The 16333-nt window shown below is 48.4% G+C and carries 12 protein-coding genes; 10 read left to right on the top strand and 2 right to left on the bottom strand.

Features of this window, described 5'->3' with window-relative positions:
• The first annotated feature begins 22 nt into the window (after window positions 1-22).
• The 7 genes from K0036_RS13365 to K0036_RS13335 all read left to right on the top strand — a co-directional run bounded on the left by K0036_RS13365 (window position 23) and on the right by K0036_RS13335 (window position 8389).
• Window positions 23-397: a (2Fe-2S) ferredoxin domain-containing protein gene (locus tag K0036_RS13365; RefSeq protein WP_025642874.1), complete on the top strand. Its 375-nt coding sequence runs from the start codon at window positions 23-25 to the stop codon at window positions 395-397.
• 19 nt (window positions 398-416) lie between these two features.
• Window positions 417-2204, top strand: a complete 1788-nt coding sequence (gene nuoF / locus K0036_RS13360) for an NADH-quinone oxidoreductase subunit NuoF (RefSeq protein ID WP_025642875.1) — start codon at window positions 417-419, stop codon at window positions 2202-2204.
• 15 nt (window positions 2205-2219) lie between these two features.
• Window positions 2220-3962, top strand: coding sequence for an NADH-dependent [FeFe] hydrogenase, group A6 (locus K0036_RS13355; protein WP_220429958.1), 1743 nt, complete (start codon window positions 2220-2222; stop codon window positions 3960-3962).
• A gap of 226 nt (window positions 3963-4188) precedes the next feature.
• Window positions 4189-5076: a helix-turn-helix domain-containing protein gene (locus tag K0036_RS13350; RefSeq protein WP_259283308.1), complete on the top strand. Its 888-nt coding sequence runs from the start codon at window positions 4189-4191 to the stop codon at window positions 5074-5076.
• A gap of 184 nt (window positions 5077-5260) precedes the next feature.
• The gene (locus tag K0036_RS13345) at window positions 5261-5512 is read left to right on the top strand and encodes a (2Fe-2S) ferredoxin domain-containing protein (protein WP_220429957.1); all 252 of its coding nucleotides are present in this window, start codon (window positions 5261-5263) and stop codon (window positions 5510-5512) included.
• The gene (locus K0036_RS13340) at window positions 5503-7215 is read left to right on the top strand and encodes a [Fe-Fe] hydrogenase large subunit C-terminal domain-containing protein (RefSeq protein WP_173693870.1); all 1713 of its coding nucleotides are present in this window, start codon (window positions 5503-5505) and stop codon (window positions 7213-7215) included. The genes K0036_RS13345 and K0036_RS13340 overlap by 10 nt, the downstream gene beginning before the upstream one ends.
• 1 nt (window position 7216) lies before the next feature.
• Window positions 7217-8389, top strand: a complete 1173-nt coding sequence (locus tag K0036_RS13335) for a SpoIIE family protein phosphatase (RefSeq protein WP_025642879.1) — start codon at window positions 7217-7219, stop codon at window positions 8387-8389.
• A 330-nt stretch (window positions 8390-8719) separates the two neighbouring features.
• On the opposite strand, the gene aroA is transcribed toward K0036_RS13335, so the two are convergent.
• Complete coding sequence (aroA, locus tag K0036_RS13330) at window positions 8720-10024, bottom strand: 3-phosphoshikimate 1-carboxyvinyltransferase (RefSeq protein WP_220429956.1); 1305 nt, start codon at window positions 10022-10024, stop codon at window positions 8720-8722.
• Window positions 10014-11108: a prephenate dehydrogenase gene (locus K0036_RS13325; protein WP_025642881.1), complete on the bottom strand. Its 1095-nt coding sequence runs from the start codon at window positions 11106-11108 to the stop codon at window positions 10014-10016. Before K0036_RS13325 ends, aroA begins: the two co-directional genes overlap by 11 nt.
• 207 nt (window positions 11109-11315) lie before the next feature.
• On the opposite strand from K0036_RS13325, the gene K0036_RS13320 reads away from it, so the two are divergent.
• The 3 genes from K0036_RS13320 to K0036_RS13310 all read left to right on the top strand — a co-directional run bounded on the left by K0036_RS13320 (window position 11316) and on the right by K0036_RS13310 (window position 16325).
• The gene (locus K0036_RS13320) at window positions 11316-13391 is read left to right on the top strand and encodes an elongation factor G (RefSeq protein WP_025642882.1); all 2076 of its coding nucleotides are present in this window, start codon (window positions 11316-11318) and stop codon (window positions 13389-13391) included.
• A 111-nt stretch (window positions 13392-13502) separates the two neighbouring features.
• Window positions 13503-14861 carry a Trk system potassium transporter TrkA gene (gene trkA, locus K0036_RS13315; RefSeq protein WP_220429955.1) on the top strand — a complete coding sequence of 453 codons (1359 nt, stop codon included), beginning with the start codon at window positions 13503-13505 and terminating at the stop codon, window positions 14859-14861.
• Window positions 14862-14879: 18 nt separating this feature from the next.
• Window positions 14880-16325 carry a TrkH family potassium uptake protein gene (locus K0036_RS13310; protein WP_220429954.1) on the top strand — a complete coding sequence of 482 codons (1446 nt, stop codon included), beginning with the start codon at window positions 14880-14882 and terminating at the stop codon, window positions 16323-16325.
• Window positions 16326-16333 lie beyond the last annotated feature (8 nt).

Below are 16333 nucleotides of genomic sequence, written 5' to 3'. Positions count from 1 at the left end.
CAGACTAAAAGGGAGGATGTATATGAAATCTCTGGAAGAATTAAAAGCAATAAGAGAAAAGAACCAAAGCAAGGTTGGAGTTCGTTCTGAGAGCGATACGCAGACCAGAGTCGTTGTCGGCATGGCTACCTGCGGAATCGCAAGCGGCGCAAGGCCTGTTCTTGCCGCACTTTCAGAAGCGGTACAGAATGAATTCCTGACAGACAAGATCAGCGTTACGCCTACCGGGTGCATCGGCCTTTGCCAGTATGAGCCGATCGTAGAAGTATTGGAGCCGGGAAAAGATAAAGTAACTTATGTGAAGATGACGCCTGAAAAAGCAATGGAAGTATTTAACCTCCACCTGAAGCAGGGACAGGTCGTTACCAAGTATACATTAAGCGCTGAGCAGAAATAAGCAAAGGAGGTATAAGACTATGTATCGTTCGCACGTTTTGGTTTGCGGTGGAACAGGATGTACTTCCTCAGGCAGCCAGAAGATCAGAGAGAAATTAGAAGCAGAGATTAAGAAGCATGGGCTGGAGAATGAGGTCGGCGTTGTCAAGACCGGATGTTTTGGATTGTGCGCCTTAGGCCCGATTATGATCGTGTATCCGGAAGGATCCTTTTACGCGATGGTGAAGGAAGAGGACATTCCGGAAATCGTAGAAGAGCATCTGTTAAAGGGAAGGGTTGTAACCCGGCTCCTGTATGAGGAGACGGTTAAGAATGAAAAGGTGCTTCCTCTTCAGGAAACCCAGTTTTATAAGAAGCAGCACAGAGTCGCGCTTCGCAACTGCGGCGTGATCAATCCGGAGAATATCGAGGAATATATCGGTACGCGCGGATATGAAGCGCTTGGCACGGTTCTTACCACGATGAAGCCGGAAGAAGTGATCCAGGTGATCCTGGACAGCGGACTTCGCGGACGTGGCGGAGCAGGATTCCCTACTGGCCTGAAGTGGAAATTTGCGGCAGCAAACGAGGCAGATCAGAAGTATGTCTGCTGCAACGCTGACGAGGGCGACCCGGGAGCGTTCATGGATCGTTCCGTACTGGAAGGCGATCCTCATGTCGTACTGGAAGCAATGGCGATCGCAGGATACGCGATCGGCGCGTCCCAGGGTTATATCTATGTCCGTGCAGAGTATCCAATCGCGGTGGAACGTCTGAATATCGCGATCGGGCAGGCCAGAGAGTATGGATTGCTGGGAAAGAATATTTTTGAATCCGGATTTGATTTTGATATTGATATCCGCCTTGGAGCAGGCGCATTCGTATGCGGCGAGGAGACCGCGCTTATGACCTCTATCGAAGGAAACAGAGGAGAGCCAAGACCGCGTCCTCCATTCCCGGCACTTAAGGGACTGTTCCAGAAGCCTACGATCCTGAATAACGTAGAGACGCTGGCAAATATTCCTCAGATCATCCTGAACGGGGCAGAATGGTTCTCCTCCATGGGAACAGAGAAGTCCAAGGGAACAAAAGTATTTGCCCTGGGCGGCAAGGTTAAGAATACAGGACTCGTAGAGATTCCAATGGGAACAACACTGCGGGAGATCGTAGAAGAGATTGGCGGAGGGATCCCCAATGGCAAGAAATTCAAGGCTGCGCAGACCGGCGGACCATCCGGCGGATGTATCCCGGCAGAGCATTTTGATGTGCCGATTGACTATGACAACTTGATCGCCATAGGCTCTATGATGGGCTCCGGCGGATTGATCGTAATGGATGAAGATACCTGTATGGTTGATATTGCGAAGTTCTTCCTGGAGTTCACGGTTGACGAGTCCTGCGGCAAGTGCGCGCCATGCCGTATCGGTACAAGGCGCATGCTGGAGATCTTAGAGAAGATCACCAACGGGCAGGGCACGATGGAAGATCTGGATAAGCTGGAAGATCTGGCCGCGCATCTAAAGTCTAATTCTCTGTGCGCCCTTGGACAGACAGCTCCAAACCCGGTACTTTCAACCTTGCGTTACTTTAAAGACGAGTACATAGCTCATATTGTCGACAAGAAATGTCCGGCAGGCGTCTGCAAGGCACTTCTTTCCTACAAGATTGACGCAGATAAATGTAAAGGATGTACATTGTGTGCAAGAACCTGTCCGAATGATGCGATCACAGGCGCTGTCAAAGAGCCTCATGTCATCAATCAGGATAAGTGCGTTAAGTGCGGGGCTTGTATGGAAAAATGTCGTTTCGGTGCTATTTACAAAGAGTAATGGAGGATGGAGACTATGGAAAATATTAATCTTAAAATTAATGGACTTGATGTATCAGCTCCTGCAGGTTCTACTATCCTTGAAGCGGCACACCTGGCAGGAATCAAGATACCAACCTTATGTTTTTTAAAAGAAATCAATGAAATCGGCGCTTGCCGTATGTGCGTGGTTGAAGTGAAAGGAGCCAGAAATCTGGTAGCCGCCTGCGTGCATCCGATCAATGAAGGGATGGAGGTATACACCAATACTCCAAGACTGATCAAATCCAGAAAGAAGACCTTGCAGCTGCTTCTTTCTAATCATGATAAAAAATGCCTTTCCTGCGTAAGAAGCGGGAACTGCGAACTGCAGCAGCTTTGCCGGGAGTACGGAGTTGATGATGAGAACTTCTTTGAAGGCAAAGTAAATCATTATGAACTGGATACTTCTGCGGCACATATGGTCCGTGATAACAACAAGTGTATCCTATGCCGCCGCTGTGTCGCGGTCTGTGAAAAGGTGCAGGGAATCGGCGTTATCGGCACCAACAACCGTGGATTCAGCACGATGATCGGCTCCGCGTTCGAGATGGGGCTGGGCGAGACCAGCTGCGTATCCTGCGGACAGTGTATCGCAGTCTGTCCTACCGGAGCATTATATGAGAAGGATTATACCCAGAAGATTCTGGATGCCATTGCAGATCCGGATAAGTATGTGGTGGTTCAGACCGCTCCTTCCGTACGTGCGGGACTGGGAGAGGAATTTGGATATCCAATGGGTACGGATGTGGAAGGCAAGATGGCAGCCGCGCTTCGAAGAGTTGGCTTCGACAAGGTATTCGATACAGACTGGGCAGCCGACCTTACCATCATGGAAGAGGCGACGGAACTCTTAGACAGAATTAAGAACGGCGGCGTGCTTCCGATGATCACGTCCTGTTCTCCGGGATGGATCAAGTATTGCGAGCATTATTTTCCGGATATGACAGAGAATCTATCTACCTGCAAGTCTCCGCAGCAGATGTTCGGCGCGATGCTAAAGACTTATTTTGCTGAGAAGGAAGGCATCGATCCTAAGAAGATCGTATCGGTCAGCGTCATGCCATGTACTGCCAAGAAGTTCGAGATTGGCAGGGATGACCAGGATGCTGCAGGCGTGCCGGATGTGGATATTGCCATTACGACCAGAGAACTGGCAAGACTGATCAAGCGCTGCGGCATCGACTTTACCGTTCTTCCGGATGAGAAGTTCGATGATCCGATGGGCGAGTCCACGGGAGCAGCCGTAATCTTTGGCACTACCGGCGGAGTTATGGAAGCAGCCCTTCGTACCGCAGTGGAAGTGCTGACGGGCGAAGAACTGGCGAATCTGGACTTCACGGATGTCCGTGGCACCCAGGGCGTAAAAGAGGCTACATACAATGTTGCGGGCATGGATGTAAAGGTGGCAGTGGCATCCGGGCTTGGCAATGCGAGAACGCTGCTTAACAAAGTAAAATCCGGCGAGGCAGACTACCAGTTCATCGAGATCATGGGATGCCCGGGCGGATGCGTCAACGGAGGCGGACAGCCGCAGGTATCCGGCGATGTAAGGAACTTTACGGATGTAAGAGGAATCCGTGCAAGCGTCCTGTATAAGAATGATTCAGCTAAGCCGATCCGCAAGTCCCATGAGAATCCGGCAATCAAGAAACTATATGAAGAGTATCTTGGCGAGCCAGGAAGCCATAAGGCGCATGAGACCCTGCATACGAGTTATGTGAAGCGGACGATCAATTAATTTGGTGATGACATAATCTCATATAAAATGAGGCGGCCTACGATTTCGGTTGTAGGCCGCCTCGCTTTGTGGCAGAGACTTCTAAAATATGATAAAATTGGGGATGTCAACCGAAAGTTTACGTTATTTTCCTCAAAAGCAACAAGGACTTTATAGAGGTTGCGCTGATAATATGCTATTTTTTTATTACAATCGATTGGAATATAAATGAAACGGAGAGAAAAATATGGCAGCATTTTCAGAGAATTTACAGTTTTACAGGAAGAAAGCGGATATGACCCAGGAGGAACTGGCTGAGCGGATGGAAGTATCCAGGCAGACGATTTCAAAATGGGAATCAGGAGCAACCTATCCGGAGATGGAGAAGATATTGCAGCTGTGCGAGATGTTCCGATGCGATATGGATACGCTGATCAGAGGCGATGCGACGGAGTCTTTTGCAGAAGATAATGCACAATATGACCAGCATAAGAATGAGTTCAGCAAGGCGGTAGCCTTTGGCGTAGGCTTTATACTGTTTGGAGTGACGATATACGAATTCCTGATGGGGATCCGAGTCAGCGAAAGTTATGCAAATATGCTGTTTCTTATCATGTGCGTGGTATCCGTCCTGCTATTCGTGGTTCACGGGTTGAAAGATGAGGAATTTCGGAGAAGATATCCGGTAATAGAAAATGTATATACGACAGAAGAAATTGATAAGTTTCATAAAAAATATATTAATGTTGTCGCTGTGGCGATTGGACTGATACTGTGCGGCGTGATCTATGAAGGATTTGTGGAGGAAATGCAGCTGCCTGCCCGGTTTGAGGAAGACATTTTCCATTGCGTTTTCATGATTCCAGTTACAATAGCCGTCACCATGCTGGTCTATATTGGCTGCCAGAAAGAAAAATATGATATTGAGAAATATAATAAGAAGAATCGTAAAGAAGGACTGGCGAAAAAGAGGGGAGCCCTGATCGGAAAGATCTGCGCTGTGATTATGCTGATAGCGGTTATTGTATTCTTTCTGCTTGGATTTGTAGGAAACTATTGGAATATCAGCTGGATCGCATTTCCGGTGGGAGGGATCCTATGCGGTATTGTCAGCATTATCCTGGCAAAGGAATAGGATATGCCTGAATGTAAAGTGTTAATTGCAAGAGGAAGTTATAAGAGGAAGTTATAAATGAAAATTATAAATGAAAAGCCTGAGTAGAAATCATAAACAGAAATAAACATTTCCCGAGATTGCGCCTTAATCTGTGTAATGTTATAATGGAAGAAGTAACTATGTGCGGATTAAGGAGGACATTATGAAGGTTCTGATATGCATTGGAAGTTCCTGCCATGTGAGGGGCTCCAAGGATGTTATTGAGACATTTACCAGGCTTACGAAGGAACACGGAGATGTAGCGGATATCGAGCTGAGCGGCTCGTTCTGCATGGGCGCCTGCTCCAAAGGCGTCGGTGTAAAGATCGGGGAGAATATTTACCATGTAAAGCCGGGGGATGCGGAAGATTTCTTCCATGAGGTCATATTGAAGGAGGCGGGAAAGTGCGAGTAATAGATTTTAAGGATGCGAGCTGCAGGCATTGCTATAAATGCGTGCGAAACTGTGAAGTGAAAGCCATTTCCGTCCAAAACGAGCAGGCTCATATTATGAAGGACCACTGCATCAACTGCGGCCATTGCCTGGAAGTATGTCCTCAGAATGCAAAGACATTTGCCAGCGACATGGATCGGGTGAAGCGGTATCTGAAGCAGGGAGTGAAGACGATTATATCCATCGCCCCTTCCTATCTTGGCGTGCTGGAATACGATAAGCCGGGCCAGATCGTGGATGCCCTGAAGCAGCTGGGCTTCTATGAGGTTCGGGAGACGGCCGAGGGTGCCGCGCTGGTGACCAGAGAGTATTGGAAACTTCTAAAAGATGGCCAGATGGACAACATCATCACGACCTGCTGTCCCAGCGTCAATGATCTGATCGAGAAGTATTATCCGTCCCTGGTTCCCATGATGGCTCCGGTGGTATCTCCTATGATTGCCCATGGACGGCTCATCAAGGATATTTACGGGCCGGATGTGAAAGTGGTATTTTTAGGGCCTTGTATTGCCAAGAAGGAGGAGGCAATCGGGGATGAAAGAGTACAGGGGGCAATCGATGCTATCCTTACGTTTGAAGAGATCGTGAAATGGTGGAAGGCACAAGGCATAGATGTCCACCAGTGCCAGAACCTTCCTATGGGGAATCCAAGCCCTAAGGTCAATCAGCTCTACCCGATCAGCGGGGGGATTATTAAGTCTGTGCGTGCAAGTTCAGTGGAGGACAATTACTATAAAATACATATTGATGGGCTGAAAGCCTGTATGGAACTCTTTGAAGAGTTGGAAAAAGGCGGGATCCAGAATAGTTTCTTCGAGGTCAATGTCTGCGAGGGCGGATGCATCAAGGGACCAGCTTCTGATAAATGGCAGCAGTCCCTGGTACGGGCCAAGATGGATCTGGAAGACCAAGTCGCATATCAGGAAGAGGCACAAGGCATTGAGGGACGCAATATAGAGCTTCAGAAGACATTTAAGGATCGACGCGTCCATGACCGCACGCCTTCAGACACGGAGATGGAGCAGATTCTTCATGCGATGGGCAAATATACAAAAGAAGACGAACTGAACTGCGGTGCCTGCGGATATCCTACTTGCCGGTCCAAAGCGACAGCAGTGTACCAGAAGAAAGCCGAGATTGGCATGTGCCTGCCTTATGCGGTGGCCCAGGCGGAATCAATGTCCAACATCGTGATGGATGTGACGCCCAGCATGATCATGATCGTTGACAAGGATATGCGAATACGCGAATGCAACAAAAAGGCGCAGGAGATGCTTGGAGTGTCCAGGGAAGAAGCGCTGGAGCGGTATATTTTTGAATTTATGGACGACAAGGATATTGCGGAGGTCCTGAATACCAGACAGCAGATCATTCACAAGAAGCTGAATCTGGATTCCATGAAGCTGACAGTGGTAGAGAGCATCATTTATATAGAAAGCCTAGAGTCCGTATTGGTGACGTACCAGGATATCACCAGGGAAGAGAAGGCCAAAGAACAGCACTATAACCTGAAGATGGAGACGGTAGAGATGGCGCAGAAGGTCATTGACAAGCAGATGATGGTGGCGCAGGAAATCGCCGGCCTTCTGGGAGAGACGACTGCGGAGACCAAAGTGACCCTGTCAAAACTGAGGGATTCAATTCTGTTTGAAGAGGAAGATTGATATGAGTGTAAGTGTAGATATATCCTGGAAAAGCCTGAACAAGCATCATGAAGAACTCTGTGGAGACAAGGTGGAGGTCCTTAAGACGGACGATTCTGAGATTATTATACTGGCGGATGGAATGGGAAGCGGCGTTAAGGCTAATATTCTGGCCACCCTGACATCCAAGATCCTGGGAACCATGTTTCTGGAGGGGGCATCCATAGAAGCCTGCGTGGAGACGATCGCCAAGACGCTGCCGGTGTGCAAGGTAAGGGAAGTTGCCTATGCCACTTTCAGCATTCTTCAGATATTTCACAGCGGGGAGGCATATCTGGTAGAATTCGATAATCCCAAATGTGTGTTTGTGCGGGATGGCAAGATCGTGGATTATCCTTATGAGGAGAGGGTGATTGAGGACAAGACCATCCGGGAGTATCGTTTTCAGGTAGAACTTAAGGACTGTTTCGTACTTATGAGCGATGGCGTCATCTATGCGGGGGTCGGAGAACTTCTGAATTTTGGCTGGACCTGGGAAAGTATGGCAGAATATACCCTGAAGTGTACGAAGGAGACTCTGTCGGCGTCCCGACTGGCCGCCATGCTGAGCCAGGCCTGTGATGACCTGTACGGGCAGAAGCCTGGGGACGATACCACGGTTGCCGTCGCGAGAGTCATAGAACGGCGCATTCTCAACATATTTACGGGACCTCCTACTCACAAGGAGGACGATGAGCGGGTAGTCCGGGACTTCATGAATCAAGAAGGCAAGAAGGTGGTCTGTGGAGGGACCAGCGCGAACATCACTGCCAGAGTGCTGAAAAAAGAGATCATCACATCCCTGAATTATGCGGATCCAACCGTTCCGCCTACAGCAAGCATCGAAGGCCTGGATCTGGTGACAGAAGGCGTGCTGACCATTGGAAAAGCGCTGGGGCTGCTTAGACGTTACGAAAACGATGATTTTGATGAGGCATTCTTTGACGAGTTGGATGCCGATAACGGCGCATCCAAACTGGCCAAACTGATAATCGAGGAATGCACGGAACTAAATCTGTTCGTGGGGAAGGCCATGAACACGGCCCATCAGAACTCCAACCTGCCATTCGACCTGAGCGTCAGGATGAATTTGGTGGAACAATTGCGGGAATGTATAGAACACCTGGGAAAAACCGTAAGAGTAACGTATTATTGACACGTAATAATATTAACTTTGACACGTAACATTTTTCAAAAATGTTACGTGTTCACCTTGTAAAACTGGTGTGTAAAGATGATATAACCCCTGTGTAAAAATATAAAATATCCTGTGCTAAATTGAATTCATTCAATAAATCAAACAAAAAGGCAATTAATCCAAAAGAAACGCAAATATGATTGGATTAATTGCTTTTTCGTATTCTATATGCAATTTACACACCAGTTTTTTCGGTTTTACACAGGGACTTTTTTAATTATGCACACCAGTTATGAAGGTTTGACACGTAACATTTTTGAAAAGTGTTACGTGTCAAAGTTAAAACTGTTACGTGTTACTTATTCTTTCCACCACCTCGAAAAATTCTGGATAGGACACATCTACGCACTGGCTATCCTCGATAACGGTTTCCCCTTTGGCGGTCAGGCCGGCGATGGCGAATGCCATGGCGATGCGGTGATCCATATGGCTATGGATCCGGGCGCCAGAAAGCGGGAGGCCTCCTTCGATGATCATGCCGTCATTGGTAGGGGTTATGTTACAGCCCATAGCCTTAAGGTTTTCAGTGACTGTAGCGATCCGGTCGGTCTCCTTTACCTTCAGTTCGGCAGCATCCTTGATGACGGTTGTGCCTTCTGCATGGGCAGCCATAACTGCGAGGATGGGGATCTCATCGATCAAAGCAGGGATGATGTCCCCCTCTATCGTAGCGCCTTTCAGATGACTGGAGCGGACCAGGATGTCCGCGCGTCCTTCGCCCCCCAGGAAGGTCTCATTTACACGGGTAATATCTGCCCCCATTGCCTTGCATACGTCAAGAAATCCGGCTCTTGTGAAATTGGTGCCTACGTTCTTGACCAGCAGTTCGGAGCCCGGGACCAGAAGGCCTGCGGCGATAAAGTATGCTGCCGATGAGATGTCGCCGGGAACAAAAATTTGCTGCCCGTATAATTCGTCGCAGGCGTGAACGTAAGCGGTAGCGCTGCCGTCCGGATGCATAGCGGCGGATACACTGGCGCCAAAACTTTGCAGCATGAGTTCCGTATGATTCCTGGACAGCGCCGGCTCAGTCACGGAAGTCTCTCCATCTCCGTAGAGCCCCGCGAGAAGGATGGCAGACTTGACCTGGGCAGAGGCTACCGGAGACTGGTAGGCAATGCTGCGAAGATGGCCCGGCTCAATCTTAAGCGGAGCGCAGCCATTGTCATTGACGCTGGCAATGTGAGCCCCCATGCTGTTTAAGGGCTTCATGATGCGCGCCATTGGGCGCTGGTTTAAGGAATCATCCCCAGCCAGGACGCAGGAAAAGTCCTGCCCAGCCAGGATGCCGGACATCAGCCGCGTTGTGGTGCCGCTGTTTCCAACATCCAGTACCCCATCAGGCGCAGTCAGGCCGTGCAGGCCTTTCCCGTGCACCAGGATGCTGGAAGGGCGGCAATCAATCTCGATGCCCATTTTACGAAAGCAGCTGATGGTAGCAAGACAGTCTGCACCGGTTAGGAAATTGGTGATCTCCGTGGTTCCCCGGGCAATCGCCCCCAGCATGATGCTGCGGTGGGAGATAGACTTATCGCCTGGAACCGTGATTTCTCCTTTTAAATTCTTTGCCTTGGCTATATTTCTAACGCTCATAAACAATATACCTGAATTTCTGCAGTAATTCCGCGGCCCGTTTTGAAGAGCCTTCATCGTAGAATTCAATGCGCAGAACCCCTTCTTCAAATTCTCTGTTATGTACAATCCCGATATTCTTGATATTCAGATTGTTGGATGCGAGTATTGTTGCGATAGCGGCAATTCCGCCGGCCTCATCTATAATATCGCAGTATACGGCGAAGGCCTTCTTGATCGGGCCGGCTGAAGAGCCAGGGATAGAATTGCGGTAATTCCTGGAACTGTCAAACAGGGAATAGAGTCCCTGCTCATCCTCCTGGTCGATCAATTCCTTTGCCTTGCCAAGAGCCTGGATATATGCATCCAGGATCCGGGAGATATTCTCCTTATTCTTGAGGCAGATATGCTGCCACATGGTAGGCGACGATGAAGCAATCCGTGTGATATCCTTAAATCCTCCGGCTGCCAGATTCTTCATCAGTTCGTCCTTTGTATCCGTGTCCCTGACAAAATTCACCAGGCTGGACGCGATGATATGGGGAAGGTGGCTGATGGTTCCGGTAACCTGGTCATGTTCCTGATAGTCTAATATAATAGGGATAGCCCGCAGATCACGGACAAAATTTACATAGTTATCTATCTTTTCCTGAGGCACCTTGCTGGTAGGTGTAAGCACATAGTAGGCATTTTCAATCAGCATGGCCTTTGCGTTGCTATAGCCGCTTTTCTCGGAACCAGCCATGGGATGGCCGCCGATGAAATATGGCTCGATTCCAAGTGCTTCCACCTCACGGTGGATATTTGTCTTAACGCTTCCTACATCGGTAAGAATGCAGCCATCGTGCAGATATCCTTTGATCTGCTTCAGGTAAGCCGTGTTATAGGAAACAGGCGCGCACAGGAATATGTAGCTGCAATGGTGGAAGTTATCGTCAATGGTAGTGGCGGCTACGTCTATAATGGATTCCTGAGTCGCTAAAGCCAGAGTCTCTTTATTCTTGTCAAAAGCCACGATCTCGTACTCGGGATAATATTGGCGGATTGCCTTTGCTATAGAGCCGCCGATCAGGCCCAGGCCGATAAAACCGATTTTAAGTTTCATGTTAGTCCTCCTTTGCTGTGTCCAATTTATTTTACTCTGTCTGTGCCAGGTTTGTCAATGCTATAACGCTTTAAAGCGAAAAAGTATTTTGAGTTGCGCGATAAATCAAACAATATGTTGTAAATAATGTATAAAAGAGTTGTAATAAAGAGTTTTTTTTAGTACAATATATACATGAGATTTTACCAATATAAGGAGGCAGCAGATATGAAGGTTTACAGAACGGATGAGATTAGAAACGTTGTCCTTTTAGGACATGGGGGATGCGGGAAGACAAGTCTTGTAGAGGCTATGGCTTATGTATCAGGAGCGACCAATCGTATGGGCAAAATCACAGATGGCAATACGATTAGTGATTTCGATAAAGAGGAACAGAAACGTGAATTCTCTATCAGCACGACCTTAGTCCCGATCGAATGGGAGAAGGCAAAGATCAATGTGCTGGATACGCCGGGATATTTTGACTTTGTAGGAGAGGTAGAAGAGGCTGTTAGCGCGGCGGACGCGGCCGTGATCGTTGTATCCGGCAAGGCAGGCGTGGAAGTAGGAACGGAAAAAGCGTGGGAGTTATGTGACAAATATAATCTGCCGCGTATGATATACGTAACAGAGATGGATGTGGACGACGCAAGTTTCCGTCAGGTAGTGCAGGATCTTACAGACAGATATGGCAAAGTGATCGCGCCTCACTTCCAGCCGATTCGCGAGAATGAAAAACTGGTTGGATACGTCAATGTTATCAAGAATGCCGGCAGACGCTATACGGGCATCGGGCAGAGAGAAGAATGCGAGATTCCGGATTACTGCAAGCCGAATCTGGAGATTTACCGCGAGAAGCTGCTGGAGGCAGTGGCAGAGACCAGCGATGACTTTATGGAAAGATATTTTGCAGGAGAAGAATTCTCCGTAGAAGAGATCCGCTCTGCAATGCGTACGGAAGTCATGGATGGAAGCATTGTTCCGGTGGCAATGGGATCCAATATCCAGGCACAGGGAGTTGCCAATCTCCTGTCTGATATCGTTCGATTCTTCCCAAGTCCGGAATACAGAGAGTGCGCAGGCATCAACCGGAAGACTAACGAGATCTTCGAGGCGAATTATGACTTTGCAAAGGCAAAATCCGCATACGTATTCAAGACGATGGTTGACCCATTTATTGGAAAGTATTCCTTCATTAAAGTGTGCTCAGGCGTTTTAAAGGGCGAGGATACACTTTACAATCCGGATACGGACACGGAAGAGAAGCTCGGCAAGATCTACACGATGATTGGAAATAAGCCAGTGGAAGTAAGCGAGCTGTTTGCAGGAGATATCGGCGCCATAGCAAAACTCTCCAATACAAAGACGGGTGATACGCTTTCCGCAAAAGGCACGCCAGTCTTATATGGAAGGACGGAGTATTCGAAGCCATATACATATATGAAGTACATCGTAAAGAACAAAGGGGATGAGGACAAGGTTTCCCAGGCGCTTCAGAAGATGATGGCAGAAGACGTTACATTAAGGGCAGTTAATGACAGCGAGAACCGCCAGACTCTGCTCTATGGCATGGGTGACCAGCATTTGGAGATTGTTGCAAGCAAGCTGGCGGCAAGATTCAAATGCGAGATTACGCTGGACACTCCAAGAGTGGCCTTCCGTGAGACGATCAAAAAGAAATCCGATGTGGATACCAAGTATAAGAAACAGTCCGGCGGTCATGGACAGTACGGTCATGTAAAGATGAAATTCGAGCCATCTGGAGATCTGGAGAGCCCATATGTATTTGAAGAAGTCGTTGTAGGCGGAGCCGTTCCGAAGAACTACTTCCCGGCAGTTGAGAAAGGCCTTCAGGATTCCGTCCAGAAGGGGCCTCTTGCAGGATATCCGGTAGTCGGAGTCAAGGCAATCCTTTATGATGGATCCTACCATCCGGTTGACTCTTCTGAAATGGCATTTAAGACGGCTACGGTCCAGGCATTTAAGAAGGGATTCATGGAAGCAGGGCCGGTACTTCTGGAACCCATCGCATCCATCAAGGTCATAGTGCCTGAGGATTATACCGGAGACGTCATGGGCGATCTGAACAAGCGCCGTGGACGCGTGCTTGGAATGAACCCGATTGCAGGCGGATATCAGGAAATTGTCGCAGACATTCCTATGACCGGATTGTTCGGCTATTGCACCATCCTGCGCTCCATGACAGGAGGAAGAGGAACGTATTCTTATGAATTTGCCCGTTACGAGCAGGCTCCTTCTGATGTCCAGGAAGCGGAAATCGCAAAAAGAGCAGCAGAAGAATAAGGAACATATTATTTAGAAGAAAAGCCCGGAAGGGCTTTTTTTCTTAAAGCAAAAGTGCTATAATCTCTTTGCTATGCAAAAAACAGATGAGGATAGTATGAGGAACAGGAAATGAAAATAGTGATTATTGGCGACGGCAAAGTCGGCCATAAACTGACGACGCAATTGTCGGAAGAAGATTATGACATTGTATTGATTGACCAGAATGAAGGAAAGTTAAAGGAGGCGTTAAATCAGCTGGATATTTTCTGCATTACCGGTAATGGCGCGGACGTAAACGTCCAGAAGCAGGCAGATGTCCCGCATGCAGATCTTGTGATCGCATGCGCTTCTACCGATGAACTGAATATGCTAAGCTGCCTTCTGGCAAAGAGGCTTGGGGCAAAGCATACCATAGCCAGGGTGCGCAACCCCGTCTATTATCGTCAGATAGATATATTAAAAGAGGATTTGCACCTGAGTATGGCAGTAAACCCGGAACTGGCGGCTGCCAATGAGATTTCAAGAGTGCTGCTTTTCCCTGAGACAAGCAAGGTAGAGACATTTATGAAGGGAAGAGTGGAACTGGTAGAATTCAACCTCAGAGACGAAAGTCCTCTTACAGGCCTGTCCCTGGCCGAAGTATACCAGAAATTCCAGATTAAGATCCTGGTATGCGCAGTAAAAAGAGGCGGACAAGTATATATTCCGGATGGAGACTTTGTCCTCCAGAAAGGCGACAAGATGCATATTGCCGCCGCTCATCAGGATTTGGAGACATTCTTCCGGTCTTTGGGACGCAAGAATGCCAGAGTGAAGAAGGTGCTGATTTGCGGAGGCGGCTATGTGTGCTTCTATCTTGCGGCCCAGCTGCTTCAGGCTGGCATGCAGGTAAAGATCATCGAATCCAGGCAGGAACGCTGCGAGCAGCTTTGCGAGGCCCTTCCGAAGGCCACGATCATTCACGGAGATGCTGCGGACCATGACCTTTTGATGGAAGAAGGCATCGGAGAGGCTGATGCAGTGATCGCATTGACTGGAATGGATGAAGAGAACATCATCATGTCTCTCTTTGCAAAGACGCAGGGAGTAAATAAGATCGTTGCCAAGGTAAACGAAGATTCCAGGGCCCAGATGGTGGAAGGACTTGGGATCGACAGCATCGTGTCGGCAAAGAGCGCGACGGCAGATGCGATCATGAGTTATGTAAGAGCCAGGAATAATTCTTACAGCAGCGCAAATGTGGAGACGATGTACCGGCTGCTGGGCGGAAAGGTGGAGGCAGTAGAGTTCATTATTAAGAAGGAATGCAAGTTCACCAATGTTCCGCTTAAAGACCTGCCTACCAAGGCGAATTATCTGATCGCCTGTATCGGACGTAAGAGGAAGGTCATTATTCCAAACGGAGAGGATCATCTGGAAGTCGGAGACAGCGTAATCGTGATTACCAAAGATCATATCATCAATGAATTCAGCGATATACTCGCATAGGGAGACGGAATGTAGATTATGAATACGAAAATGATACGATACATACTGGCCAAAATGCTGGGGGTAGAGGCAATCCTGCTGCTGCTCCCTGCTCTTGTTTCTTTGATTTATGGAGAATTCAGCGGGGTATACTTTCTAATACCTTCCGGCATACTGATAGTGATCTATCTGCTGGTAGGAATGAAGAAGCCTGAGAAGAGAACCATATATGGAAAAGAGGGGATGGTGATCGTCGCCAGCGCCTGGATCTTATGGTCATTGTTTGGAGCCCTGCCATTTACTCTTTCAGGAAGCATACCGAGTTATCTGGATGCATTCTTTGAAACGGTATCCGGCTTCACCACGACAGGGTCCTCCATTCTTACGGATGTAGAAGCCTTGCCGCAGGGCATGCTGTTCTGGAGAAGCTTTACCCATTGGATCGGCGGTATGGGCGTGCTGGTGTTTGTCATGGTGCTGACAACCCTGGATAAAAGGAATTCCATGTATCTGATGCGGGCGGAGGTTCCGGGACCGGAAAAGGATAAGCTGGTGCCAAGGACCATGTCCACTGCCAGAATACTATATGGCATGTACCTGGGGCTGACGCTGATTGAAGTTATTCTGCTTCTGCTTGGCGGAATGAATATGTTCGACAGCCTGATCCATGCATTTGGAACAGCCGGAACGGGGGGCTTTTCCAATTATGCGGCCAGCGTAGGCCATTTTGACAGCGCTTATATCGATGGCGTGATCTCCATCTTTATGATTTTGTTCGGAATCAACTTTAACCTGTATTTCTTCCTGCTGATCAGGGATTTTAAGCCGGTATGGAAGAATGAAGAACTCCGGGCATACTTAGGAATCATCCTTGCGGCGGTGGCGGTGATCACCCTGAATATCAGCGGCCAGTATCCAAATCCGCTGAAGGCGTTCCGTTACGCCTTATTCCAGGTAGCATCGATCATCACCACAACGGGATATGCGACGGCAGACTATAACGCCTGGCCGATGCTGTCCCAGTGCATCTTGCTGATGCTGATGGTGATAGGCGCCTGCGCGTCTTCTACGGGAGGCGGCATCAAGGTATCCAGATTCCTGATGGTATTGAAATGTATCAAGCGCGAGATTAAGCAGATGGTGCATCCAAAGTCTATCAGCATTATCAGGGTAAATGACAAGAAGGTGGGAGCAGATGTCCTCAGAAGCCTGTATGTCTATCTGATGGCGTATGCTGGAATTGTTGTTGGATCGGTGCTTCTTGTCTCGATTGACAATCTGGACTTTGGCACTACGTTCAGTTCTGTATTGGCAACATTAAACAATATTGGCCCTGGAATCGCGGATGTTGGACCGGTAGGAAACTTTGCAGAGTTTTCACCGCTGTCTAAGATCGTGTCCTGCTTTGACATGCTGGCAGGACGTCTGGAGATATTCCCGTTCCTGATGTTGTTTACGGCTTCCGCATGGAACAGGAAATTTTAGGAGGTATT

Source organism: [Clostridium] scindens (assembly GCF_019597925.1).
GTDB lineage: Bacteria > Bacillota > Clostridia > Lachnospirales > Lachnospiraceae > Clostridium_AP.
Note: the sequence above shows the minus strand (reverse complement) of the source record. Positions and strands in the feature narration are given on the sequence as shown.